Genomic DNA, 24,002 nt, shown 5'->3' with positions numbered 1-24,002 from the left:
TCAGACCCCCGCGGTGGTGACGGCGTCGGACAGGTCGGCCGGGGAGGCCAGATGGCCCAGTACGGCGGTGGCGGCGGCGACCTGGGGCGAGACCAGGTGGGTCCGGCCGCCCTTGCCCTGCCGGCCCTCGAAGTTGCGGTTGGAGGTGGAGGCGGAGCGCTCGCCGGGGGCCAGTTGGTCGGGGTTCATGCCCAGGCACATCGAGCAGCCCGCGTGCCGCCATTCGGCGCCGGCCTCCTTGAAGACCTTGTCCAGTCCCTCCTCGACGGCCTGGAGGGCGACCCGGACGGAGCCGGGGACGACCAGCATCCGGACGCCGTCGGCGACCCTGCGGCCCTGGAGGAGGTCGGCGGCGTTGCGCAGGTCCTCGATGCGGCCGTTGGTGCAGGAGCCTACGAAGACGGTGTCGACCTTGATGTCGCGCAGCGGCTGTCCGGCGGTCAACCCCATGTACTCCAGGGCCTTTTCGGCGGCGAGGCGCTCCGAAGCGTCTTCGTACGAAGCCGGGTCGGGGACGTTCGCCGAAAGCGGTGCGCCCTGGCCGGGGTTGGTGCCCCAGGTGACGAACGGCGCCAGGGAGGCGGCGTCGATGACGACCTCGGCGTCGAAGACGGCGTCCTCGTCGGACCTCAGCGTCTTCCAGTACGCGACGGCGGCGTCCCAGTCCTCGCCCTCGGGGGCGTGGGCGCGGCCCTTCAGGTAGGCGAAGGTCGTCTCGTCGGGGGCGATCATGCCCGCGCGGGCGCCGGCCTCGATCGACATGTTGCAGACGGTCATCCGGGCCTCCATCGAGAGCTTCTCGACGGCGGAGCCGCGGTACTCCAGGATGTAGCCCTGGCCGCCGCCGGTGCCGATCCTGGCGATGATCGCCAGGATCAGGTCCTTGGCGGTGACGTCCTCGGGCAGCTCGCCGTCGACCGTGATGGCCATGGTCTTCGGGCGGGCGAGCGGCAGGGTCTGGGTGGCGAGGACGTGCTCGACCTGGCTGGTGCCGATGCCGAACGCCAGCGCGCCGAAGGCGCCGTGCGTGGAGGTGTGGGAGTCGCCGCAGACGACCGTGGTGCCAGGCTGGGTCAGGCCCAGCTGGGGACCCACGACGTGGACGACGCCCTGCTCGACGTCGCCCAGCGGGTGCAGGCGGACGCCGAACTCGGCACAGTTCTTGCGGAGGGTCTCCAGCTGCGCGCGGGAGACGGGGTCGGCGATCGGCTTGTCGATGTCGAGGGTCGGGGTGTTGTGGTCCTCGGTGGCGATGGTGAGGTCGAGGCGCCGCACCTGCCGGCCGTTCTGGCGGAGGCCGTCGAAGGCCTGCGGGCTGGTCACCTCGTGCAGCAGGTGCAGATCGATGAAGAGGAGGTCGGGCTCGCCCTCGGCGCGCCGGACGACGTGGTCGTCCCAGACCTTCTCCGCGAGTGTCCTACCCATCGCTTTCCCTCCGGCCGACGTCTACGCCGGCACAACTAGAGACCCGTTTCGCGGGCCGTTGTGCGGCCGCCTCACCAGAGTGACAAGTTCCCCGGGAAATTGAACTTGCGTTTCACAGAGTGAGACGCGAATATCGTTGCATGGACAACTCTAGCGGCGTAGGCGTTCTCGACAAGGCAGCCCTTGTCCTGAGCGCCCTGGAGTCCGGTCCGGCCACCCTCGCAGGACTGGTCGCGGCGACGGGACTCGCACGACCCACGGCACATCGTCTCGCCGTGGCACTGGAACACCACCGGATGGTGGCGCGCGACATGCAGGGCCGTTTCATCCTCGGCCCGCGCCTGGCGGAGCTCGCCGCCGCGGCCGGCGAGGACCGCCTCCTCGCGACCGCGGGCCCGGTGCTCACGCATCTGCGCGACGTCACCGGCGAGAGCGCCCAGCTCTACCGGCGCCAGGGCGACATGCGCATCTGCGTGGCGGCGGCCGAGCGGCTCTCGGGCCTCCGGGACACGGTCCCGGTCGGCTCGACGCTGACCATGAAGGCCGGCTCGTCGGCGCAGATCCTGATGGCCTGGGAGGAGCCCGAGCGGCTGCACCGCGGCCTCCAGGGCGCCCGCTTCACGGCGACGGCCCTGTCGGGCGTGCGGCGCCGCGGCTGGGCCCAGTCGATCGGCGAGCGGGAGCCGGGCGTCGCGTCCGTCTCCGCGCCCGTGCGCGGCCCCTCGAACCGCGTGGTGGCCGCCGTGTCGGTCTCGGGCCCCATCGAGCGCCTGACGCGCCACCCGGGCCGCATGCACGCCCAGGCGGTCATCGACGCCGCCGCCCGTCTCTCCGAGGCGCTCCGCCGCAACGGCTGACGTTTCCCTTTTCCCGTTCGTCCCGGCCCACCGCTCCAACGCCGCAGCGGTGGGCCGGAGTTGTGTCCGGAGCCGTACGGCGGGGAACAGCGAAGAAGCCCTCCCCCGAAGGGAAGGGCTTCTTCGTCTTGTACCCCCGACCGGATTCGAACCGGCGCTACCGCCTTGAGAGGGCGGCGTGCTAGGCCGCTACACAACGGGGGCCTTACGGATCAGATCCGCGGTGCAGATGAGCTCTGCGAGCTGGCCTACCTGGACTCGAACCAAGAATGACGGTACCAGAAACCGTAGTGTTGCCAATTACACCATAGGCCATGGTGGTTACACCGTACCCCCGACCGGATTCGAACCGGCGCTACCGCCTTGAGAGGGCGGCGTGCTAGGCCGCTACACAACGGGGGCCCTAGCGATCCCACCCGGCCGGAGCCGGGTGATGTCACCGCAGATCCACCGGGAGCTACCCAAGTGATCTACAGGATGGATCTGTACCCCCGACCGGATTCGAACCGGCGCTACCGCCTTGAGAGGGCGGCGTGCTAGGCCGCTACACAACGGGGGCCTTGCGGATCAGATCCGCGGATTGCAGATAAAGCTCTGCGAGCTGGCCTACCTGGACTCGAACCAAGACTAACGGAACCAGAAACCGTCGTGCTGCCAATTACACCATAGGCCACCGGGGCAGCTTCCCCGCCAGGGGGATCCTGCTCGGCTTGCGCTTTCCGGGTTCTTGCCTTTCGGCTTGCTCCCCTCGGCGCAGGAAGAACATTACCCGAAGGTGGACTGCGCTCCAAAACGGGTAGCCGAGCGCAGCAGGTCGGGGAGCTGGCTCAGCTCCGTGATCCGCTCCAGCTCGGGCCGGCCGCCGGTGTCCGCGCGGTCCAGCCAGACGCCCATGAGCCCCGCCTCCACCGCGCCCCGGGCGTCGATGTCCGGCTGGTCCCCGACGTACGCCACCTGGTGCGGGGGCAGGCCGAGGGCGGTGCAGGCGGCGTGGAAGGCCTCCGGGGCGGGCTTGGCCACGCCGAGCTCGGCGGCGCACAGGACGGCCTCGAAGCGGTCCCGGATGCCCAGGACGCGGAGCTTGCGCTCCTGGTTGTGGATGCTGGAGTTCGACAGGACCGCGTGACGGTAGTCACGGGCGAGCAGGTCGAGCACGGGCACGGTGTCGGGGAAGAGCGCCCAGGCCGCCTCGTAGTGGACGACGTACCGGTCGAACCAGGCGTCGGCCTCGGCGGAGGTGAGCTCCGGCCGGCCGAGGAAGTCGCGGACCCGGTCGCGCCGCTGGTCCAGGAAGTCGCCGCCCTCCCGCTCGAAGCGGCGCCAGTGGAGGGCGGTGAGCTCCCGCCACCGGTCGAGGGCCGCCTCCACCGTGCCGAACCCGTCGAGGAGCCCCTCGGCCGCGAGGTGGCCGCGCATCCCGGCCGTGTCGGCGGTGGCGTAGTCGAAGATCGTGTCGTCGATGTCCCAGAGGACCGCCCGGATGGTCATGGGGCCACGGTACCCACGGCGGGGGTGCGCCGGAGGGCGGCGACCGGATCCGGTCGCCGCCCTCCGGCGTCGTACGAGAGGCGGTGCCTACGCGGCGAGCTTCGCCAGGGCCGCGTCGATGCGGGCCAGGGTCTTCTCCTTGCCCAGGATCTCCAGGGACTCGAAGAGCGGCAGGCCGACCGTGCGGCCGGTGACCGCGACGCGGACCGGGGCCTGGGCCTTGCCGAGCTTCAGGCCGTGGGCCTCGCCGGCGGCCAGGACGGCGTTCTTGAGGGACTCGGGGTCGCTCCAGTCGGCGCCGTCGAGCTTCTCCCGGGCGGTGGTGAGGAGGGCCGCGGGCTCGCCCTTCATCGCCTTGTCCCACGAGGGCTGGTCGAAGACCGGCTCCGGCAGGAAGAGGAAGTCCACGTTGGCCGTGATGTCCGAGAGGACGGTGACGCGGGTCTGGGCGTGCGGCGCGATGGCCTCCCAGGCGGCCCGGTCGAAGTCCTCGGGGGCCCAGTTGGCGAAGGGGGCCCGCAGCCAGGGCTCGCAGGCCTCGGCGAACGCCTTCACGTCCAGCATGCGGATGTGGTCGGCATTGATCGACTCGGCCTTCTTGAGGTCGAAGCGCGCCGGGTTGGCGTTCACGTCGGCGATGTCGAACGCGGCCACCATCTCGGGGATGGTGAAGATGTCCTGGTCGGCCGAGAAGGACCAGCCGAGGAGCGACAGGTAGTTCAGCAGGCCCTCGGGGAGGAAGCCGCGCTCCCGGTAGAGGTTGAGGGAGGCCTCCGGGTCGCGCTTGGAGAGCTTCTTGTTGCCCTCGCCCATGACGTACGGCAGGTGCCCGAAGGAGGGGATCTGCTTGGCGACGCCCAGCTCGATGAGCGCCTTGTAGAGGGCGACCTGGCGAGGGGTGGAGGAGAGCAGGTCCTCGCCGCGCAGGACGTGGGTGATCTCCATCAGGGCGTCGTCGACCGGGTTGACCAGGGTGTACAGCGGGGCGCCGTTGGCCCGGAGGATGCCGTAGTCCGGCACGTTCTCCGGGGTGAAGGTGAGCTCGCCGCGGACCAGGTCGGTGAAGGTGATCGGCTCGTCGGGCATCCGGAAGCGGACGATCGACGCGCGGCCCTCGGCCTCGTACGCGGCCTTCTGCTCCTCGGTGAGGTCACGGCAGTGGCCGTCGTAGCCGGAGGGGCGGCCGGCGGCGCGGGCGGCGGCGCGGCGCTCGTCGAGCTCCTCGGTGGTGCAGTAGCAGGGGTACGCGTACCCGCCGGCGAGCAGCTTGTCGGCGACGTCCTTGTAGATGTCCATCCGCTGCGACTGGCGGTACGGGGCGTGCGGGCCGCCGACCTCCGGGCCCTCGTCCCAGTCGAGGCCGAGCCACTTCAGGGAGTCGAGCAGCTGCTCGTACGACTCCTCGGAGTCGCGGGCGGCGTCGGTGTCCTCGATGCGGAAGACCATGGTGCCCTGGTTGTGCCGGGCGAAGGCCCAGTTGAAGAGGGCGGTGCGGACCAGGCCCACGTGGGGATTGCCGGTCGGCGAGGGACAGAAACGGACGCGGATCGCGTTAGCCACGCTTGATCACCTTATTGGTGAGAGTGCCGATGCCTTCGATGGTGACGGCGACCTCGTCGCCGACGTTGAGGGGGCCGACCCCGGCCGGGGTGCCGGTGAGGATGACGTCGCCGGGGAGGAGCGTCATGGCCTCGGTGATGTGGACGACCAGGTCCTCGATGGAGCGGACCATGTCGCTCGTGCGCCCGAGCTGGCGCTGCTCGCCGTTGACCGTGGCCTGGACGGTCAGGTCACCGGCCTGCGCGAGGCTGAGGCCGGTCTCGACCCAGGGGCCCAGCGGGCAGGAGGTGTCGAAGCCCTTGGCGCGGGCCCACTGCTTCTCGCGCTTCTGGACGTCGCGGGCGGTGACGTCGTTGGCGCAGGTGTAGCCGAAGATCACGTCCTTGACGCGCTCGCGGGGCACCTCGCGGCACATGCGGCCGATCACCACGGCCAGTTCGGCCTCGTGGTGCAGCTCGTCGGAGAAGGAGGGGTACTCGATGGCGTCGCCGGGGCCGATCACCGAGGTGGTGGGCTTGAAGAAGGCGACGGGGACGTCGGGGACCTCGTTGCCGAGTTCGGCGGCGTGCTCGGCGTAGTTGCGGCCGATGGCCACGACCTTGTTGGGGAGCACGGGGGGCAGGAGCCGCACCTTGCTCAGCGGGACCTTGGTGCCGCTGAGTTCGAAGTCGGTGTACGGGATGCCCTTGATGATGTCGAGGACGAGGCCGCCGGACGCGGCGGACTCGGCGGGTCCCTCGCCCTCGACGGCGCCGAAGGCCACGTTGCCGTCGATGGAGAATCTGGCGATGCGCACGAGTGCTGTCGCCCCTCACTTGGTACTGGCTGGAGTCTGACGCTCCAGGCTAACGCGGCGAGGGGCCGCCGAACGGCGGGATGCGGGCGTACGGGCCGGTGGGAGCGGGGGCGGGGGGCCGGTTCCCCGGATCCGTCCGGCCCCGGTCCGCCGGACGGGTCCTAGCGCGCGACGGTGGCGTACGGGGCGGGCTCGTACGGGGCCGGGGCCTGCATGAGGACGGTGCGGCGCGGGTTGGCCGTCCGGCCGGGCAGCTCGGCCGCGTACTCCGGCTGGGCGCCCCGGCCGAGCTGTGCGGCGTCCACGAGGTGGACGAGGGTGGAGCGGCGGGGGTTGGCCGTGGTGCGGAGCGTCGTCTTGTTCATCGCGGTGATCAGACCTTGTTCCGGGACGGGCGCCCGTGCGGGCGCGTAAGGGGCGTAAAGCGTCAGGCTAAACATGGGATCCCCTTCGAATGCATGGCTGAGACATCGATCCGCGTGTGAGTTTGCTCACCAATGACGGCACATTCCAGGCATTACGGACGGTGGCCTGTCGGCACGGAAAGGGGCATTTCGCCATTGAATGCTCCATTCCGCTCCTGATCATGTCGACTGGGACACACGGGGATGCCGTGTCATTGGCACGGAAAAGTCCGAATCCTCCGTGATCATCTTCTACATGGGGTGACACGCCGTGCACACGTTGTCATAGCCTTCGCGGCGCGACACGCGGCCCTTGTTGGAGATCCGGCACTGTGCTGGAATTCCCGCACCGCCGCGGGTTTCAAGCCGGCGCGCAGGAGGCGCGACGCAGCGCCGGCCGAGTGGCGGGACGAAGGGGGAACTGCGCCGGTCACCGACGACCACCTGGGGTGCTCCACAACACCCCGATCGACACCGACACCGTCCTCTCCGTTCACCCGGAGGGACGCCTGGTCCAGAGGTTGCGACGCTAGTGCAGGGACGTTTCAAGAGGGATGGCTCGGGGTCTCCCCAGGCCCGTCAGGGCCGAGCGGATGCTCCGGCGGAGCAGGAACCGCGTGCCGGGACCGACCGCGGTCCCTCGGCCTCGCACACCCCGAACCAGGGTCAGGGTCCGTCCGGCGAGGGCGGTGACGGCGGCCGTCGCGCGGGCGCCGGGGCCTCCCCGGCCGAGCCGTCCGCCGCGCCCGCGCCCAAGGCCGAGAACGAGGTCGGCCCCCGAATAGCGCTCCGCAACTGGCGCATCTCCACGCGTCTGGTCGCGCTCCTCACCCTCCCCGTGGTCGCCGCGACCGCCCTGGGCGGCATCCGCATCAGCGAGTCGCTCCAGGACATGGAGCAGCTCGACCACATGCAGCTGCTCACCAAGCTGACCCGTGAGGCCACCGACCTCGCCAAGGCCCTCCAGGCCGAGCGCGACCACTCCGCCGGCCCGCTGGCCAACGGCCGCCCGGTCAGCGACTACCAGGTCTCCAACCCGCGCCGGAAGACGGACCTGGAGCTCAAGGCCTTCCTCGCCGCCACCGAGGAGATCCCCTCCTCCGAGGGCGACGAGTCGCTGCGCAGCATCCGCCAGAACGTCAGCCAGATCGCCTCGCAGGTCACCGAGCTCCACGCCATCCGGAGCAGCGCGTACAAGAAGGACGTCTCCAACTCGGTGACGGTCGAGGCGTACAGCCGTCTCATCCGCTCGCTCCTGAGCCTGTCCCAGGACATGGCGCAGGCGACCAGCAACCCCGAGATGATCAAGCGGACCCGCGCGCTCGCCGCGTTCTCGTCCGCCAAGGAGTACGCCTCCATCCAGCAGGCGATCATCGCGGCGGCGCTGCCCCCGAGCGACCGGACGCGCGGCAAGATCGAGCAGGGCGACCGGCTGTACGGCGAGGCCGCGCTCAACAGTGAGAACGTCGAGCTCAAGTCCTTCCAGGCGATCTACAAGTCGACCGGCGGCGACGCCGACGACCTGACGTCGACCCTGAACCGGGGCAACCCGTCCATCACCGCGGCCGACAAGTACGCCGAGCGCGTGCTGACCTCGGACAAGGCGATGGAGAACGCGAACACCAACCCTCGTGGCCACCTGAACTTCACCGACGAGTACGGCACCAAGATCGCCGCCATGGACCGCATCGAGAGCGTCCTGCTCGGCGACATGGAGTCCATGGCCCGTGAGCTGCGGCAGGAGTCGCAGCGCGAGGCCATCATCAACGGTGCGCTGATCCTGCTCGTCCTCGGCGTCTCGCTCGTCGGCGCCTTCGTCGTGGCGCGGTCCATGATCCGCTCGCTGCGCCGCCTCCAGGACACCGCGACCAAGGTCGCCCAGGAACGCCTGCCCGAGCTCGTCAAGCAGCTCTCCGAGTCCGACCCGCAGGATGTCGACACCTCCGTCGAGTCCGTCGGCGTGCACTCCCGGGACGAGATCGGCCAGGTGGCCGCGGCCTTCGACGACGTGCACCGCGAGGCCGTCCGCCTCGCCGCCGAGCAGGCCCTCCTCCGGGGCAACGTCAACGCGATGTTCACCAACCTCTCGCGGCGTTCCCAGGGCCTCATCCAGCGCCAGCTCTCGCTCATCTCCGAGCTGGAGTCCCGCGAGGCCGACCCGGACCAGCTCTCCTCGCTGTTCAAGCTCGACCACCTCGCGACCCGTATGCGCCGGAACGGCGAGAACCTCCTCGTCCTGGCCGGCGAGGAGCCGGGCCGCCGCTGGACCCGCCCGGTCCCGCTGGTCGACGTCCTGCGCGCCGCCGCCTCCGAGGTGGAGCAGTACGAGCGCATCGAGCTGGCCGCGGTCCCGGCGACCGAGGTCGCCGGCCGGGTCGTCAACGACCTCGTGCACCTGCTCGCCGAGCTCCTGGAGAACGCCACCTCGTTCTCCTCCCCGCAGACCAAGGTCCGGGTCACCGGCCACGCGCTGCCCGACGGCCGGGTGCTCGTCGAGATCCACGACACCGGCATCGGCCTCTCCCCCGAGGACCTCGCGGCGATCAACGAGCGGCTCGCCTCGCCGCCCACCGTGGACGTCTCGGTCTCCCGCCGCATGGGTCTGTTCGTGGTCGGCCGCCTGTCCCTGCGACACGGCATCCGCATCCAGCTCCGCCCCTCCGACTCGGGCGGCACCACCGCGCTCGTCATGCTCCCGGTCGACGTCGCCCAGGGCGGCAAGAAGCCCATGCCCAAGCAGGGTCCGGGCGGCCAGGGCGCGATGCCTCCGGGCTCCTCCGCCCCGGGCGGCCGGCTGCCCGGCGGCCCCGGCGCGGCCGGCGGCTCCGGCGGACGTCCGGGCCAGGGCGGCGCGCCGTCCTCGGCGGCCGGGCGCCTCGGCGCCGGTGCCAGTGCCGCGCGCGGCCAGGTCGGCGCGGGAAGCGGCCCCCGGGCCGCGCTGCCCGCCCGCGACGGCGCCCCGCTCGCCGGCGGCCCGCAGGGCGCGCCGCAGTCCCGCACCCCGCAGCCGCAGAACGCGCAGTCGGAGCAGACCGGCCGGCTGCCGCAGGTCCCCCAGAACCCGCAGGCGCCCCAGGCCCCCGAGGCCCCGCGCCCGGGCGGTGGCGGCCTCATCGGCGGCGCCGCGAGCGCCATCCCCTCCCGTACGGACGTGTGGGGCGGCCAGGGCGCCCCGCAGGCCGGTCCCGGCGCGCAGCAGCAGGCGCCGCAGGGCGGGTACGACTTCCCGCGCGCCGAGCTGCCGGGCGGCAACCCGCAGCAGCAGCAGCAGCGTCCGCAGGCCGCGAGCTGGGGCAACGAGCAGGCGCAGCAGCAGCCGGTGCGCCGTCCGCAGCAGGAGATGTCCCCGCTGGACGCCCCGCGCGGTCACGAGGACCCGGAGACGACGGGCCGGTTCGCGGCCCCGCAGGGTCCCGGTGTCACCGGCCAGTTCCCGGGCCCCGACTTCGGCGCCCCGCAGCAGGGCCGGCAGCAGCAGGCTCCGCAGCAGCCGCAGCAGCCCCAGATCCCGCAGGGCTACCAGGGCGGTGCGCAGGACCCGACGTCCACGGCGCAGTTCCCGCGCCCGGACTTCGGCGCTCCGCAGCAGGGCCCCGGCGCCACCGGCCAGTTCGCCCGCCCCGACTTCGGCGGCCGGCAGGCCCCGCAGCAGCAGGCGCCGCAGCAGCCCCAGACCCCGCAGGGGTACCAGGGCGGCCAGCAGCAGCAGTTCGGCGGGCAGCAGCCCTTCGCGCCGCAGCCGCAGGCCCCGCAGCCCCCGGCGCCGCGTCAGCGGACCGGCGGGAACGACTTCGGCGCCCCGCGTCCGGCCGAGCCGGGCCGTCAGCAGCCGCAGCAGCCGCAGCTCCAGCAGCCGCGCCGTCCGGAGGCCCTGCCGCCGGCGGGCGGCGCGGGCGACGGCCGCACGCCGCTGTACGACACGCTGGAGACCAACTGGTTCCACCAGGAACAGGCCCAGCAGTCCCAGGCCCAGGACCCGGCGCGGACGGGGCAGGCCCCGGTCGTGCCGCGCGCGCCCGCCCCGGCCCCCCACCAGGGCGGCGACCAGGGCGGCGACGCCCGCCAGAACGGCGGGGCCGCCTGGCGGACCTCGCCCAACGACGAGCTGGTGCGCCAGGCCGAGCGGGTCCGCAAGCCCGCGGCCGGCGGCGTCACCACCTCCGGCCTCCCCCGGCGCGTGCCGAAGGCCAACCTCGTACCCGGGACCGCGCAGGAGCAGGCCAACACGGCCGGCCCCCAGGTCTCGCGTGCACCCGACGACGTCCGCGGCCGGCTCACCAATCTGCGCCGCGGCATTCAACAGGGCCGTCAGGCCGGTAACTCGACCACGGGTAATCACCACCTCGGTCCGAACCATCAGCAGGAGCGTTAGTTGAACGCGATGAGCCAGGCGGCGCAGAATCTGAACTGGTTGATCACCAACTTCGTGGACAACACCCCCGGGGTGTCCCACACGGTGGTGGTCTCCGCCGACGGACTCCTGCTGGCGATGTCCGAAGGATTCCCCCGCGACCGTGCCGACCAGCTGGCGGCGGTCGCGTCCGGACTGACCTCGCTGACCGCGGGTGCGTCCCGGATCTTCGAGGGTGGTCCGGTCGCGCAGACCGTCGTGGAGATGGAGCGCGGCTTCCTCTTCCTCATGCAGGTCTCGGACGGCTCCTCGCTGGCCGTGCTCGCCCACCCCGAGTGCGACATCGGCCTCGTGGGCTACGAGATGACGCTGCTGGTCGACCGGGCCGGCAGCGTGCTCACCCCGGACCTCCGCGCGGAGCTCCAGGGCAGCCTGCTCCACTAGCGACGGGACCCACCCGGACCTCCCGACGACCCCGCACCGAATGACCGACAGGGCGGTACGCCCCTCCGTACCGCCCTGGAAACCGTTCACCGTCCGGCCGCCCCACCCGGCCCCCCACCGGCCCCATCAGACGGCAGAAGTCTTGCTGTCACGCCCGGAGGATTCATGACCCCGCCCCCCGCCTCTCACGATCCGTACGGCTCCTCAGTCGACGAGTACGGGCACGAGGGCGACCAGCCGCTGGTCCGTCCGTACGCGATGACCGGCGGCCGGACCCGGCCGCGCTACCAGCTCGCCATCGAGGCGCTGGTCAGCACCACGGCCGACCCGGCGCACCTCGCCACGCTGCTCCCCGAGCACCAGCGGATCTGCCACCTGTGCCGCGAGGTCAAGTCGGTGGCCGAGGTGTCGGCCCTCCTGTCGATGCCGCTCGGCGTCGCCAGGATCCTCGTCGCCGACCTGGCGGAGGCCGGCATGGTGGCGATCCACCAGCCGGGCAACGGAGAGACCGGCGGCACGCCGGACGTGACTCTGCTCGAAAGGGTGCTCAGTGGACTTCGCAAGCTCTAGCGGCGGTGCGGCCCGGTCGACCACCAGCGCGAAGATCGTGGTGGCGGGTGGCTTCGGCGTGGGCAAGACCACGTTCGTCGGCGCGGTCTCGGAGATCAATCCGCTGCGTACCGAGGCCGTGATGACGTCCGCCTCGGCGGGCATCGACGACCTCACCCACACGGGTGGCAAGACGACGACGACCGTCGCCATGGACTTCGGCCGCATCACCCTCGACCAGGACCTGATCCTGTACCTGTTCGGCACCCCCGGACAGGACCGCTTCTGGTTCATGTGGGACGACCTCGTCCGCGGCGCCATCGGCGCCGTCGTCCTCGTCGACACCCGCCGCCTCGCGGACTGCTTCCCGGCGGTCGACTACTTCGAGAACTCGGGCCTGCCGTTCGTCATCGCCCTCAACGGCTTCGACGGCAGCCAGCCCTACCAGCCGGAGGAGGTGCGCGAGGCCCTGCAGATCGGCCCCGACACCCCCATCATCACCACCGACGCCCGCCACCGGGCCGACGCCAAGAGCGCGCTCATCACCCTCGTCGAGCACGCCCTCATGGCCCGGCTCAAGTAGGAGAACGGGCCGGGCCGTTGTCCCGCGCCGCCGCCGGGGGCGGTCTGTGTCGTTCGACACGACCGCCTCCGTGTTCATAACGTTTCGACAGAGAATTGGGGCGCCTCGGACACCCGACGCATCCGATCGGTGTCACTGCGCTCACATGAGCCCCGCTTTTTGGCGGGGCTCGCTCTTTATGCCCGTTTTATTCGCGGTCCGGACCACTGAAAGTAGCGGTGTCCCAGTGTTTGGAAGGGACCCCCTTCACGTGCTGCAATTCATGAACTCCCGAGTAGTACGGCCCTGAACGAAACACCGGCACAACGTAGGTGCCGACGCCGAGAGGTTGTTGGTCGAGTGAGGCGAAGCAAGGAAAGCTCCGCGGAGCAGGAGACGCGGGGCAACTTCACGCCGCCGTCGCGCACAGCGGTGTCGCCCGCGGACGTGCCCGTGACCCCTCCGCCGCCCGTCCAGGCGGCCGAGGGGAGCTCCAGCAAGCTGTCGCCCCGCAACTGGCGGGTGCCCACCCGGCTGAACGCGATCCTCCTCATACCCGCGCTGGTCGGCCTCGTCATGGGCGGCTTCCAGGTCAAGGGGTCGATCGACACCTGGCAGGAGGCGCAGGACGCCGAGAAGACGGCGCTCATCGTGCGCGCCGCCTCGGAGTACAGCACCGCGCTGCTCAACGAGCGGGACCTCACCGCCGCCCCGCTCCTGGTCGTCAAGAACGACGAGGACCGCAAGGCCGACGAGGTCGTCCGGGCGTACGCCGCGACCGACGCCGCCCGTCTGAAGTTCGACGAGGCCGTCAAGAACATGCCCTCGGGCCAGGGCCTGGAGCGCCGGCTGCGCCTGTTCAAGGACGAGGAGCCGAAGCTCGCGGCGCTCCGCAAGGACGCGTACGCCCGCTCCTACGACCCGGTGAACACCCAGCTCGCCTACACGGGCGTCCAGCACTACCTGAGCGAGTTCTCCAACGAGCTCGGACTGGGCACCGGAAACGTCACCGCGTACGGCCGCAGCGTCTACGCCATTCAGCTCTCCAAGGGCGCCGAGTCCCTCCAGCGGTCCATCGGCACCCAGCTGCTCGTCCGGCCCAGCAGCAAAGAGGAAGTCTTCGCCCAGCAGTCCGTGGCGTTCAACTCGTACAACTACCTGGAGCAGATCGCCCTCGGCGAGTTCAGCTCCGGCGGCATGCCCGAGGACGTCGAGCTCCTCAAGAAGGTCATGGCCGGCAAGGCCGCCGAGGGCGCCAAGCAGATGCAGGCCGCCGACGTCGAGCTGCCCAAGGGCAAGGACGGCTCCGTCTACTCCGGCGCGGCCACCGCGATCGGCACGGCCAAGAGCCCCGCGGGCATCAAGGCCCTGAAGGCCAGGGGCATCACGCCCGAGAGCTGGATGGCGATCGCCACCGCCAAGTTCGAGGGCTACAGCGAGGTCGAGAAGACCCTCGTCGACAAGGCCGTGAACGAGGCCGTCAAGATCTCCGACGACGCCAAGTCCGACGCCTGGCTGAACGGCGCCATCGTCGTGATCGCGCTGCTCGCCGCCTTCGTCCTCGCCGGAATGATGGCCCGGCAGATGAGCCGCTCGATGCTGACCCTGCGGACCGCCGCCTTCGGCATCGCCGAGCAGCGCCTGCCGATGCTGGTCGACCAGCTCTCCCGCACCGAGCCGGGCCGGGTCGACACCCGCGTCCAGCCGATCCCGATCGACTCCCAGGACGAGATCGGCGAGGTCGCCCGCGCCTTCGACCAGGTCCACCGCGAGGCCGTCCGGCTCGCCGCCGAGCAGGCCATGCTCCGGGGCAACGTCAACGCGATCTTCACCAACCTCTCGCGCCGCAACCAGTCGCTGATCGAGGGCCAGCTGACCCTCATCACCGACCTGGAGAACAACGAGGCCGACCCGGACCAGCTGGAGAACCTCTTCAAGCTGGACCACCTGGCGACCCGCATGCGCCGCAACGGCGAGAACCTCCTCGTCCTCGCCGGCGAGGAGCCCGGCCGCCGCTGGGACCAGCCGGTGCCGCTGGTCGACGTCATGCGCGCCGCCTCCTCCGAGGTGGAGCAGTACGAGCGCATCGAGCTGGCGGGCGTCCCGGAGGCCGAGATCCACGGCCAGGCCGTGACCGACCTCGTGCACCTGCTCGCCGAGCTTCTGGAGAACGCCACCACGTTCTCCTCCCCGCAGACCAAGGTCCGCGTCACCGCGACCCGTCTCCCCGACGGCCGCGTGATGGTCGAGATCCACGACAAGGGCATCGGCCTCACCGCCGAGGACTTCGCGGACATCAACCACAAGCTGGCCAACCCGCCGACCGTGGACGCCGCCGTCTCGCAGCGCATGGGCCTCTTCGTGGTCGGCCGGCTCGCCGACCGGCACGGCGTCCGGGTCCAGCTCCGCCCCTCGGGCGAGCAGGCCGGCACGACCTCGCTCGTCATGCTGCCGGACGCGATCACGCACGGCGGTGGCGGCGAGCAGCCGATCCAGGGCGACTTCACCGTCTCCCAGATCATCCCCGAGCAGCAGCAGGCGCAGCAGCAGCCGCAGAACGCCTTCGGGAGCGCCCCGGCGCAGCCGATGCTGACCGCGGCCGACCTCGGCTTCGACGACTCGCGCTACGAGCAGCAGCCGGACGGGGAGCAGCGGAGCCTCGACCCGGTCGACCGCTCGCTGCGGCGCGAGGGGCGGCGCGCCGCCCTGGAGGACCGGGCGCAGAGCGGCGACCGCCCGCTCTTCCGCGACGAGGCGGAGCAGCGGCAGGAGTACGGCCAGGAGGCCGCCCCGGTCCAGGAGTACGCCCAGGGGCAGCAGCAGGGCCAGGAGTACGCGGCGGAGTACGCCCCCGCGCAGGAGTACGGGCAGCAGCCGCAGCAGCAGGCCCAGGAGTACGGCCAGGAGTACGCGGCCGGCTACCCGCAGCAGGACGGCTACGCCGGAGGCTACGGGGAGCAGCAGCAGGGCTACGAGGCCTACCCGCAGCAGGGCTATGCGGAAGCCTCGTACGACACTCCCGTAACCGAACACCAGCAGTACGACAATGCGTTCGACCCCCAGTCCCACCAGGCACAGTGGCCGGATCAGAACGCCTACCAGGGCGGTTACGCGCAGGAGTACCGCGCGGAACCGGAATCTGCTCAGGCCGCTCCCGAACAGGCCGCCGACCGCGTAGGCTTCGACCGTCCGGGTCCGACTCCGAATCCCGCCCCGGACGCCGGCCACGCGCTGACCGACGCCGGACTGCCGCGCCGCGGCGGCGTCGCCCCGCCGACGCAGCGGACGCCGCAGCCGGCCGGGCCCGCGCAGCCGGAACAGCAGCAGAGCGAAGCCGAAGGTTCCGACGCGTGGCGCTCGACCAACGACGAGCGCTGGCAGCGGGCCGGAAAGCTCAAGGACCCGAAGGCGGGCGGGGTCACCTCGTCCGGTCTCCCCCGACGCGTCCCGAAGGCCAACCTGGTCGAGGGAACGGCTGAGCAGACCCCGCAGGGCGGCCCCCAGGTCTCCCGCGCACCCGAGGACGTACGGGGCAGGTTGAGCAACCTGCGCCGGGGCGTTCAGCAGGGGCGCAACGCGGGAACGGACACGAACGGATCGGGCCTCGGCCCGGGCAGTACCTACAACCAGGAGCGTTAGTGTGAGCATGAGCCAGGCGGCGCAGAATCTGAACTGGTTGATCACCAACTTCGTGGACAACACCCCCGGGGTGTCCCACACGGTGGTGGTCTCCGCCGACGGACTCCTGCTGGCGATGTCCGAGGGCTTCCCCCGGGACCGCGCCGACCAGCTGGCGGCCGTCGCCTCCGGACTGACCTCGCTGACCGCGGGCGCGTCCCGGATCTTCGAGGGCGGTGCGGTCAACCAGACCGTGGTGGAGATGGAGCGCGGCTTCCTCTTCATCATGTCGATCTCGGACGGCTCCTCGCTGGCCGTGCTCGCCCACCCCGAGGCGGACATCGGCCTCGTGGGCTACGAGATGGCCCTGCTCGTGGACCGCGCGGGCACCGTCCTGACCCCCGACCTCCGGGCGGAACTCCAGGGCAGTCTTCTTAACTAACAGTTCTCAACCAACAGACGGACAGTGCGTTTCGCGCCACCGCCCCGTAAGGTGCGGTGGCGCGGCTCCAAGGGACATGGACCGCGAGGCAGTCGGAGGAGGAAACGTGGGAACACCCCCGGGCGCGAGCCCCTACAACGGTTATGACGCGCACCAGGCACCGCTGGGCGACACCGCGCAGAACCGGTTCAACTTTCCCTCCGCACCGAGCGGACAGGGCGTGTCGCAGCCCTATCGGCAGCCGCACGCCCCGGCGGCGCCCGCCGGACCGTCCGCCTCGCGCGGCCCGTCCGCGTCGGGCGGTTCGGGCGGGCACAACCCGCTGGTGCGTCCGTACGCGATGACCGGCGGCCGGACCAGGCCGCGTTACCAGCTCGCCATCGAGGCGTTGGTCAGTACGACGGCCGATCCGTCCCGGCTGCAGGGGCAGTTGCCCGAGCACCAGCGGATCTGCCGGCTCTGCTTCGAGATCAAGTCGGTCGCCGAGATCTCGGCACTTCTCTCCATCCCCCTCGGCGTCGCCCGAATCCTCGTCGCCGACCTGGCCGAGGCCGGACTCGTCGCCATCCACCAGCCCGGCGGCGACGAGGCCGCCGGCGGTCAGCCAGACGTGACACTGCTCGAAAGGGTGCTCAGTGGACTTCGCAAGCTCTAGCGGCGGCGCGGCCCGTTCAACCACCAGCGCGAAGATCGTGGTGGCGGGTGGCTTCGGCGTGGGCAAGACCACGTTCGTCGGCGCGGTCTCGGAGATCAATCCGCTGCGTACCGAGGCCGTGATGACGTCCGCCTCGGCGGGCATCGACGACCTCACCCACACCGGCGACAAGACGACGACGACCGTCGCCATGGACTTCGGCCGCATCACCCTCGACCAGGACCTGATCCTGTACCTGTTCGGCACCCCCGGACAGGACCGCTTCTGGTTCATGTGGGACGACCTCGTCCGCGGCGCCATCGGCGCCGTCGTCCTCGTCGACACCCGCCGCCTCGCCGACTGCTTCCCGGCGGTCGACTACTTCGAGAACTCGGGCCTGCCGTTCGTCATCGCCCTCAACGGCTTCGACGGCAACCAGCCCTACCAGCCCGAGGAAGTCCGCGAGGCCCTGCAGATCGGCCCCGACACCCCCATCATCACCACCGACGCCCGCCACCGGGCCGACGCCAAGAGCGCGCTCATCACCCTCGTCGAGCACGCCCTCATGGCCCGGCTGCGGTAGCTGTCCCCAGGCGTTCCGTTCTCCCCCGCTCGTCCCGAAGGCCGCGCTCCCCGGAAGGGGGGCGCGGCCTTCGGCGTGCGGGCAGCGCGAAGGGCCGGAACCCGGTGATACCGGGTTCCGGCCCTTCGCGGTGCGTCACGGGGCCCCTGCGGGCCCGTGGCGGGTCAGCGCCAGCTGTGCGGGGCGCGGAAGCCGTGCTCGCGCTCCAGACGGCGCCAGCCGGCCGCGCTGCGGCCCCGGTGGGCGCCGGCGGTGTCGGCGGAGGGCTGGGCGGCGGCGCGGGCGAGGAGGACCGCGGTGATGGCGGCGAGCTCCTCGGGGTCGGCGTGACCCTTCTCGACGCGCAGGAGATTGGCGGGAGTGCTCATGGGAAGGGGGCTCCTCTTACTGCGGCGGGTTGCCGTGCTTGCGGGAGGGCAGGTCGGCGTGCTTGGTGCGGAGCATGGCCAGGGACCGGATGAGGGTCTGGCGGGTGTCGGCGGGGTCGATGACGTCGTCGACCAGGCCGCGCTCCGCGGCGTAGTAGGGGTGCATCAGTTCGGCCTTGTACTCCTTGACCATGCGGGTGCGCATGGCCTCGGGGTCCTCGGCCTCGGCGATCTGCTTGCGGAAGATCACGTTGGCGGCGCCTTCGGCGCCCATGACGGCGATCTCGTTGGTGGGCCAGGCGTACGTCAGGTCGGCGCCGATGGACTGGGAGTCCATCACGATGTACGCGCCGCCGTACGCCTTGCGCAGGATCAGGCTGATCCGGGGCACGGTCGCGTTGCAGTAGGCGTAGAGCAGCTTGGCGCCGTGCCGGATGATCCCACCGTGCTCCTGGTCGACCCCGGGAAGGAAGCCGGGGACGTCCAGAAGGGTGATGATCGGGATGTTGAAGGCGTCGCACATCTGCACGAACCGGGCCGCCTTCTCGGAGGCCTCGATGTCCAGGACGCCGGCCAGGGTCTGCGGCTGGTTGGCGACGATGCCGACGACCTGGCCGTCCAGGCGGGCAAGGGCGCAGATGATGTTGCGGGCCCAGCGCTCGTGGATCTCCAGGTAGTCGCCGTCGTCGACGAGCTCCTCGATGACCTGGTGCATGTCGTACGGGCGGTTGCCGTCGGCCGGGACCAGGTCGAGCAGGACGTCGGAGCGGCGGTCGGCCGGGTCCTCGGAGGGGACGGCCGGGGGGTTCTCGCGGTTGTTCTGCGGGAGCATCGACAGGAGGTAGCGGACCTCCGCGATGCAGGTCTCCTCGTCGTCGTACGCGAAGTGCGCCACGCCCGAGGTGCCGGCGTGGACGTCGGCGCCGCCCAGGCCGTTCTGGGTGATCTCCTCGCCGGTGACCGCCTTGACGACGTCCGGGCCGGTGATGAACATCTGCGAGGTCTCGCGGACCATGAAGACGAAGTCGGTCAGGGCGGGGCTGTAGGCCGCGCCGCCGGCGCACGGGCCGAGCATCACGCTGATCTGCGGGATGACGCCGCTCGCGCGGGTGTTGCGCTGGAAGATGCCGCCGTAGCCGGCGAGGGCGGAGACGCCCTCCTGGATGCGGGCGCCGGCGCCGTCGTTGAGGGAGACCAGCGGGGCACCGGCCGCGATGGCCATGTCCATGATCTTGTGGATCTTGGTGGCGTGGGCCTCGCCGAGGGCGCCGCCGAAGATCCGGAAGTCGTGGGCGTAGACGAAGACCGTGCGGCCGTCGACCGTGCCCCAGCCGGTGATGACGCCGTCGGTGTACGGCTTCTTCGCCTCCAGGCCGAAGCCCTGGGCGCGGTGCCGGCGCAGCTGCTCGACCTCGTTGAAGGAACCAGGGTCGAGCAGCAGCTCGATGCGCTCACGGGCGGTCAGCTTGCCCTTCGCGTGCTGCGCCTGGGTCGCCCGCTCGCTCGGGCCGCTCAGGGCCTGCTCGCGCAGGACGTGCAACTCGGCCACCCGGCCACGGGCGTCGGTGGGCTCGCTCGGGATCTGGTCCACAACGGTCATGTACCGACCCTACGAAGTCGGACAAGAAAAACTTGCCGTCGACTCCGTACAGTCTCGCGTGTCGATTCCTGGCGGGGGCGGACAGAACCGTGTCCCGTACGTCCCGAGTCAACAGCCGGACACCCCCTGTGTTTGTAGGGTTTCGACATAGACCTCGGTGAAGATCACGCGTCCGCGGGCGGCACCCAGGGTACCGGGGTGCCGCCCGCGTTCTTCGCTTCCCTACAAGGGCCCCTCCGTCGAAGGGGACCGTACGGGTTCAGCCGCCGCAGTGGAAGCGGGCGCCGCCCCAGTCCGCGTGGTCGTTGCCGTTGCCGTCGCCGCCGTCGTCGACCACCAGGTCGACGTAGGCCGCGCCGGTGACGTCGGCGGTGAGGGACCAGGCCGGGTCCACGGCCCTGAGGACCGGGGACTTCACCTTCTCCGCGCCGTCGGCGAGGACGGTGAACCGGACGCTGCCCCGGCCGGTCTGGGCGTCGTCCACGCCGACCTCGGCGGTGAAGGAGGCGCACCGGCCGCCGAGGTAGTAGCGGACGGTGGCGGGGGCGTGGGTGCCCAGGCCCTTGGCGTACGCCACTCCCCCGATCCGCAGCGGGGAGCCGTCGCCGGCGGCGGTCCCGCCGTTGGAGAGGTCCCGCTCGACGGGCCCCCAGCCGCTGGCCGCCGAGGTCCAGTCGTGGTCGCTCGCCCAGGTGTCGGCGGTGGGCGGCGGGGGCAGGGTGCGGACGGTGGCGGCGGCGGTCAGCCTCCGCTCTCCCCCGCCTACGGTGTACGTGAGGGAGGCGTTCAGCGGGTACGACCGGTAGGCCGCGTCCACCGGCGGGGTCACCTGCCAGGTGGCGGTGGCCTTCGCGCCCGCCGCGACCGTGCCGAGGTCGACGGGCGCGGCCGGTTCGGCGGTCCAGCCCTCGGGCAGGGCAAGGACGGCCCGCGCGCCGGTGGCCTCGGCGGCCTCGTCGTTGCCGAAGGCGACGGTGACCCGGTTCGGGCGGCCGGGCTCCAGGGTCTCGGGCGCGCCGACGGCGAGGGTGCCGCAGGCGGCGCGCTCGGGGGCCGGGCCGAGGTCGGTCACGGTGAAGCCGTCGAGGACGAAGTCGGCGCCGTCGGGGGCGTCGGCGCGCTTGCGCAGCCCGGTCCAGGTGTCGCCGCAGCCCGCCGTGACGGTCTCGGTGAAGTGCCCGGTGGTGCGCTGCTCCCCGATCGGGGTGCGCCGGGTCTCGACGGCCGCTCCGGTGCCGCTCGTGCGGTCGTAGCCGGTGACCCACTCGTACGCGCCCGCGTGGCTGGACTGGTAGGCGTACTCGACGCGGTACCGGTGGCCGTCCTTCATCGGGACGGTCCAGGGCGCGGTCCGGTAGACGAGGCCGCTGTTCTCGTCGTGCGACTTGAGGGACTCGGCGCCGCCGATGACGTCGTCGACGAGCTTCCCGTTCCAGCCGGCCTGGGTGTAGGGGGCGTGGAGCTGGGCGATGTGGGTGCGCGGGTCGTTCGTCCCGCCGGAGTCGCCCTTGAGGAAGGGGCCCCAGCCCTGGTCGACGGCCTCGAAGTCCTCGTACGCCGTGGTCCCGGCCTTGGTGGCGGTGTCGTTCGGGACGATCCGGACGTCGTCGATCCGGACGGCGGCGGCGCTGCCGCCCGCGGCCTCGATCTTCAGGGCGGCGGCGCCGCGCGGCGCGGTGAAGGTGACCTTGGCGCGCTGGAGGTGGGTGCCGTTCCAGTCGGAGGCCGCGATCCGGTTCTGAAGCGGGGAGCGCTCGACGGTGACGGACGCGCCGCCGACGGAGAGGACGGTGGGGCGGGTCTTCCCGGGCTCGACCTCGATCAGGGCGGAGGCGGTGTACCGCCCGCCGGGGGTGAGGCCGGTGATCCGCTGGCCGACCGAGGCGGCGGCGGTGCCGGTGAGCTTCGCGCTGTTGCGGCCCCGCTCGTCGGTGTCACGGGCGACGGTGCCGGTCTTCGTCCAGCCGGTGAGCTCCGCGTCGTTGAAGCCGGGGTCCTTCACCGGGGTGCCCCGGCCCCACTGCGGGTCGGCCTGGGCGGGGGCCTTGTCGGGGTGGAGGACGTAGGCCTGTCCGGCGGCGGCCTCCAGGGTGACCTTCCCGCCGACGGGCCGTACGGTGGCGGTCTTCACGCGCCCGTTGTCGGTGAGCTTGTACACGGTGTACGAGCGGGTTCCGGCCGGGACCTGCCAACTGGTCGTGCCGCCGGTCCTGTTGTAGTGGTAGAGCTTCTTGCCGCCGTCCCAGGGCAGCAGGTAGGTGTCGCCGTCGAGGACCTTGCGGCCGTTCTCGTAGAAGGTGCGGCGGCCGTTCTCGACGGTGCCGCGGACGCCGCCGGTGAAGGCGATGTCGTCGCCGTTCCAGCGGGTGATCGTCTGCCGCTGGAGGTACTTGGCGGGCAGGTTCCGCTGCCAGACGTTGGCGGTGAAGGCGTTCCAGTCGGTCTCGCCGGTCCAGCCCTCGAAGTCGACGAGGGCGGTCTGGCCGAGGACCGGGTGGTCGTTCCAGACGTCCTTCTCACCGTTGCGGATGAAGCGGATGATCTGCGAGTTGAGGCCCTTGTTGGTGGCGCCGCCGTAGTCGAGGTCGTTGGCCCAGTGGGACCAGAGGGAGGAGCGCTCGAACTTGTCCGCCCACTCGGTGGCGACGTTCCAGCCCTGCGCCTGTACGGCCCGCATCGTCTTGTCGGCGATCCAGCCGTGCGTGTAGTAGACGTCGATGTAGAGCGCGGAGAGGTTGGGGTCGGTCTCGTCGCGGAGCTGCTGGAAGCGGCGGGCGAGGTCGCCGCTGTTGATGTCCCGGCGCTGGTCGATGTAGTAGCTCTGGTTGAGCCAGTTCCAGCCGGGCTTCGTCCTGTCGACGAGGGTCTCGCTGAAGTTCTTCGCCTCGGGGTACGACTCGGTGGCGTTCACGTGGACGCCGAAGCCGGCGTTCCACTTCCTGCCCTCCTTGAGGAGGGTGTTGAGGTCGGCGAGGCCGCCGGCGCGCTTGTTGTAGTTGCCGCCGTAGTCGGGGTGGGCGGAGTCGTGGCCCTCGGAGCCGTATCCCTTGAGCAGCGCGAACTGGCCGAGTCCGTCGGTGGCGAGCGAGATCCGCTTGACGTCGTCGAGGGTGCGCAGGAAGGGGTGGGTGGCCTGGGAGGCGAAGTTGAACGGGATGTGGGCGACGACCCGGCCGGGGGTCTGCTCGCTGCCGGGGGCCTTGATCCCGATCGTGCGGAAGGCGATGGCGCCGTCCTGCCAGTCGACGGTTCCGTCGGCGTTGGCGTCGGGGGTGACGACGACCTTCGCCCAGGGCAGGTCGTCGCCGCTCTCGGGCTTCGGGGCGCCCTCGCCGCGGTGGGTCCACTGGCCGGACCAGACGCCGACGCGGGTCTCGGCGCCGTTCTTGCGGGCCTGGTGCCAGAAGCGGGAGCCGTCGCGGGCGGAGGCGCCGGAGGGCTTGTCGTAGCTGGAGTTGGACTCGACGGCGGCAGCGAGGCGGCCGGTGCCGACGATCGCGTAGGTGGCGCCGACGGGGTTCGCGTCGGCCGGGGTGGCGTCGGTGACCCGCGCGAAGACGTCGGCGGTGCGGGTGGAGTCCGGGTCGAGGCGGGTGAAGGCGGTCGAGGCGCCGCCGGTGTCCGAGGAGCCGACGGAGACCAGGTCGTGGCCGGGTATGTCGATCGTCCCGACCCGGAAGTCCCCGGTGTCGCGGACGGCGGTGATCCGGAAGGTGGTGGTCCGGCCCTCGACGCCGAGCCGCGCGTCGATCTCGACGCCGGGCAGGTCGGGGAAGACGAGGGTGTACGCGGCGGAGGCCGGCTTCAGGACGGGGTCGCCCTTGGTCCGGACGGTGCGGGCGGTGCCGTTGAGGACCACCTGGGTGACCGGGGCCGTACTGCCGAGGATCCGGGCCCCGCTCGCGCGGTCGGTGTACGAGAGGACGCGGGGGAAGTCCCGGGCGACGGCGACGGAGAGCTGCCGGGAGGAGAGGACGGCCTCTGGGACGGCGGTGTCCGCGGTGGCGGTGTCGGTGGCGCCCGTGGCGGTCCCGGTGAGCGGGCTCCGGGCGTCGGCGGGCCCGGCCAGGGCGAACACGGCGGAGGAGGCGACGGCGAGCGCGCAGGCCGCACGGATCCTGCGGCCTCGTGGCGAGTGAGGGAGGGGCATGCGCACCAGTTGGCCCCGGCCCGGCGGCACCGTCAACGAGATCGCGCCGCGCGGGCCCCTCCAGTCCAAGAACCCCCTTCGGTTAGTCCAAGTGGACGACGAGGGGGGTTCGTGGGCTTTCTTCCGGGTTGCCGACGGGGTCGGCGGCGGTCGCGGTTGTGGTCGCAGTCG

General features: G+C 71.5%; 17 protein-coding genes and 5 tRNA genes. 9 read left to right on the top strand and 13 right to left on the bottom strand.

Going from position 1 to position 24,002, the window contains the following annotated elements:
* Entirely contained in the window at positions 1-1,425 is a 1,425-nt protein-coding gene (gene leuC / locus AB0398_RS04100) for a 3-isopropylmalate dehydratase large subunit (RefSeq protein WP_366372195.1), read from the bottom strand.
* Between the two features lie 140 nt (positions 1,426-1,565).
* On the opposite strand from leuC, the gene ndgR reads away from it, so the two are divergent.
* Positions 1,566-2,282: an IclR family transcriptional regulator NdgR gene (gene ndgR, locus AB0398_RS04095; RefSeq protein WP_005311436.1), complete on the top strand. Its 717-nt coding sequence runs from the start codon at positions 1,566-1,568 to the stop codon at positions 2,280-2,282.
* A 131-nt stretch (positions 2,283-2,413) separates the two neighbouring features.
* On the opposite strand, the gene AB0398_RS04090 is transcribed toward ndgR, so the two are convergent.
* From AB0398_RS04090 to AB0398_RS04050, 9 genes are all read right to left on the bottom strand, one after another.
* Positions 2,414-2,486 (bottom strand) — tRNA-Glu (locus AB0398_RS04090).
* 39 nt (positions 2,487-2,525) lie between these two features.
* A tRNA-Gln gene (locus AB0398_RS04085) sits at positions 2,526-2,597 on the bottom strand.
* Between the two features lie 14 nt (positions 2,598-2,611).
* Positions 2,612-2,684, bottom strand: a tRNA-Glu gene (locus AB0398_RS04080).
* A gap of 84 nt (positions 2,685-2,768) precedes the next feature.
* A tRNA-Glu gene (locus AB0398_RS04075) sits at positions 2,769-2,841 on the bottom strand.
* Positions 2,842-2,883: 42 nt separating this feature from the next.
* Positions 2,884-2,955, bottom strand: a tRNA-Gln gene (locus AB0398_RS04070).
* Positions 2,956-3,047: 92 nt separating this feature from the next.
* Positions 3,048-3,770, bottom strand: coding sequence for an HAD family hydrolase (locus AB0398_RS04065; RefSeq protein WP_366372194.1), 723 nt, complete (start codon positions 3,768-3,770; stop codon positions 3,048-3,050).
* A gap of 87 nt (positions 3,771-3,857) precedes the next feature.
* Positions 3,858-5,330 (bottom strand): glutamate--tRNA ligase, encoded by a 1,473-nt coding sequence (gltX, locus tag AB0398_RS04060; RefSeq protein ID WP_366372193.1) that lies wholly within the window; start codon positions 5,328-5,330, stop codon positions 3,858-3,860.
* A complete protein-coding gene (locus AB0398_RS04055) occupies positions 5,323-6,126 on the bottom strand; it encodes a fumarylacetoacetate hydrolase family protein (protein WP_366372192.1) in 804 nt (267 codons plus the stop codon). The genes gltX and AB0398_RS04055 overlap by 8 nt, the downstream gene beginning before the upstream one ends.
* Before the next feature lie 161 nt (positions 6,127-6,287).
* Positions 6,288-6,491 carry a hypothetical protein gene (locus AB0398_RS04050; protein ID WP_366372191.1) on the bottom strand — a complete coding sequence of 68 codons (204 nt, stop codon included), beginning with the start codon at positions 6,489-6,491 and terminating at the stop codon, positions 6,288-6,290.
* A gap of 571 nt (positions 6,492-7,062) precedes the next feature.
* On the opposite strand from AB0398_RS04050, the gene AB0398_RS04045 reads away from it, so the two are divergent.
* The 8 genes from AB0398_RS04045 (at position 7,063) to AB0398_RS04010 (ending at position 17,713) form a co-directional block, all read left to right on the top strand.
* On the top strand, positions 7,063-10,902 hold the full coding sequence (locus AB0398_RS04045) for a nitrate- and nitrite sensing domain-containing protein (protein ID WP_366372190.1): 3,840 nt from the start codon (positions 7,063-7,065) through the stop codon (positions 10,900-10,902).
* A 9-nt stretch (positions 10,903-10,911) separates the two neighbouring features.
* On the top strand, positions 10,912-11,325 hold the full coding sequence (locus AB0398_RS04040) for a roadblock/LC7 domain-containing protein (protein WP_053644606.1): 414 nt from the start codon (positions 10,912-10,914) through the stop codon (positions 11,323-11,325).
* Between the two features lie 165 nt (positions 11,326-11,490).
* Positions 11,491-11,895: a DUF742 domain-containing protein gene (locus AB0398_RS04035; protein WP_121834079.1), complete on the top strand. Its 405-nt coding sequence runs from the start codon at positions 11,491-11,493 to the stop codon at positions 11,893-11,895.
* Positions 11,876-12,457, top strand: coding sequence for an ATP/GTP-binding protein (locus AB0398_RS04030; protein WP_161374012.1), 582 nt, complete (start codon positions 11,876-11,878; stop codon positions 12,455-12,457). Before AB0398_RS04035 ends, AB0398_RS04030 begins: the two co-directional genes overlap by 20 nt.
* A gap of 339 nt (positions 12,458-12,796) precedes the next feature.
* Positions 12,797-16,075: a nitrate- and nitrite sensing domain-containing protein gene (locus tag AB0398_RS04025; RefSeq protein ID WP_366372189.1), complete on the top strand. Its 3,279-nt coding sequence runs from the start codon at positions 12,797-12,799 to the stop codon at positions 16,073-16,075.
* 7 nt (positions 16,076-16,082) lie between these two features.
* Positions 16,083-16,496: a roadblock/LC7 domain-containing protein gene (locus AB0398_RS04020; RefSeq protein ID WP_026057603.1), complete on the top strand. Its 414-nt coding sequence runs from the start codon at positions 16,083-16,085 to the stop codon at positions 16,494-16,496.
* A 106-nt stretch (positions 16,497-16,602) separates the two neighbouring features.
* Positions 16,603-17,151 carry a DUF742 domain-containing protein gene (locus tag AB0398_RS04015; RefSeq protein WP_366372188.1) on the top strand — a complete coding sequence of 183 codons (549 nt, stop codon included), beginning with the start codon at positions 16,603-16,605 and terminating at the stop codon, positions 17,149-17,151.
* Positions 17,132-17,713 (top strand): ATP/GTP-binding protein, encoded by a 582-nt coding sequence (locus tag AB0398_RS04010; protein WP_015036414.1) that lies wholly within the window; start codon positions 17,132-17,134, stop codon positions 17,711-17,713. The genes AB0398_RS04015 and AB0398_RS04010 overlap by 20 nt, the downstream gene beginning before the upstream one ends.
* Positions 17,714-17,877: 164 nt before the next feature.
* Here AB0398_RS04010 and AB0398_RS04005 read toward each other — a convergent pair whose 3' ends face one another.
* From AB0398_RS04005 to AB0398_RS03995, 3 genes are all read right to left on the bottom strand, one after another.
* A complete protein-coding gene (locus AB0398_RS04005; protein WP_161374056.1) occupies positions 17,878-18,081 on the bottom strand; it encodes an acyl-CoA carboxylase subunit epsilon in 204 nt (67 codons plus the stop codon).
* A 16-nt stretch (positions 18,082-18,097) separates the two neighbouring features.
* Entirely contained in the window at positions 18,098-19,681 is a 1,584-nt protein-coding gene (locus AB0398_RS04000) for an acyl-CoA carboxylase subunit beta (protein ID WP_366372187.1), read from the bottom strand.
* Between the two features lie 259 nt (positions 19,682-19,940).
* Positions 19,941-23,831, bottom strand: coding sequence for an endo-alpha-N-acetylgalactosaminidase family protein (locus tag AB0398_RS03995; RefSeq protein ID WP_366372186.1), 3,891 nt, complete (start codon positions 23,829-23,831; stop codon positions 19,941-19,943).
* Between the last annotated feature and the right edge of the window lie 171 nt (positions 23,832-24,002).

It is taken from the genome of Streptomyces sp. NPDC086147 (assembly GCF_040702165.1).
Taxonomy (GTDB): domain Bacteria; phylum Actinomycetota; class Actinomycetes; order Streptomycetales; family Streptomycetaceae; genus Streptomyces.
This window is presented reverse-complemented; position numbering and strand designations above follow the sequence as displayed.

Bases quoted from the DNA above. Each gene is read 5' to 3' on its own strand.
- leuC (WP_366372195.1), bottom strand. From the start codon at position 1,425: ATGGGTAGGACACTCGCGGAGAAGGTCTGGGACGACCACGTCGTCCGG.
- ndgR (WP_005311436.1), top strand. From the start codon at position 1,566: ATGGACAACTCTAGCGGCGTAGGCGTTCTCGACAAGGCAGCCCTTGTC.
- AB0398_RS04065 (WP_366372194.1), bottom strand. From the start codon at position 3,770: ATGACCATCCGGGCGGTCCTCTGGGACATCGACGACACGATCTTCGAC.
- AB0398_RS04050 (WP_366372191.1), bottom strand. From the start codon at position 6,491: ATGAACAAGACGACGCTCCGCACCACGGCCAACCCCCGCCGCTCCACC.
- AB0398_RS04040 (WP_053644606.1), top strand. From the start codon at position 10,912: ATGAGCCAGGCGGCGCAGAATCTGAACTGGTTGATCACCAACTTCGTG.
- AB0398_RS04035 (WP_121834079.1), top strand. From the start codon at position 11,491: ATGACCCCGCCCCCCGCCTCTCACGATCCGTACGGCTCCTCAGTCGAC.
- AB0398_RS04020 (WP_026057603.1), top strand. From the start codon at position 16,083: ATGAGCCAGGCGGCGCAGAATCTGAACTGGTTGATCACCAACTTCGTG.
- AB0398_RS04005 (WP_161374056.1), bottom strand. From the start codon at position 18,081: ATGAGCACTCCCGCCAATCTCCTGCGCGTCGAGAAGGGTCACGCCGAC.
- AB0398_RS04000 (WP_366372187.1), bottom strand. From the start codon at position 19,681: ATGACCGTTGTGGACCAGATCCCGAGCGAGCCCACCGACGCCCGTGGC.
- AB0398_RS03995 (WP_366372186.1), bottom strand. From the start codon at position 23,831: ATGCCCCTCCCTCACTCGCCACGAGGCCGCAGGATCCGTGCGGCCTGC.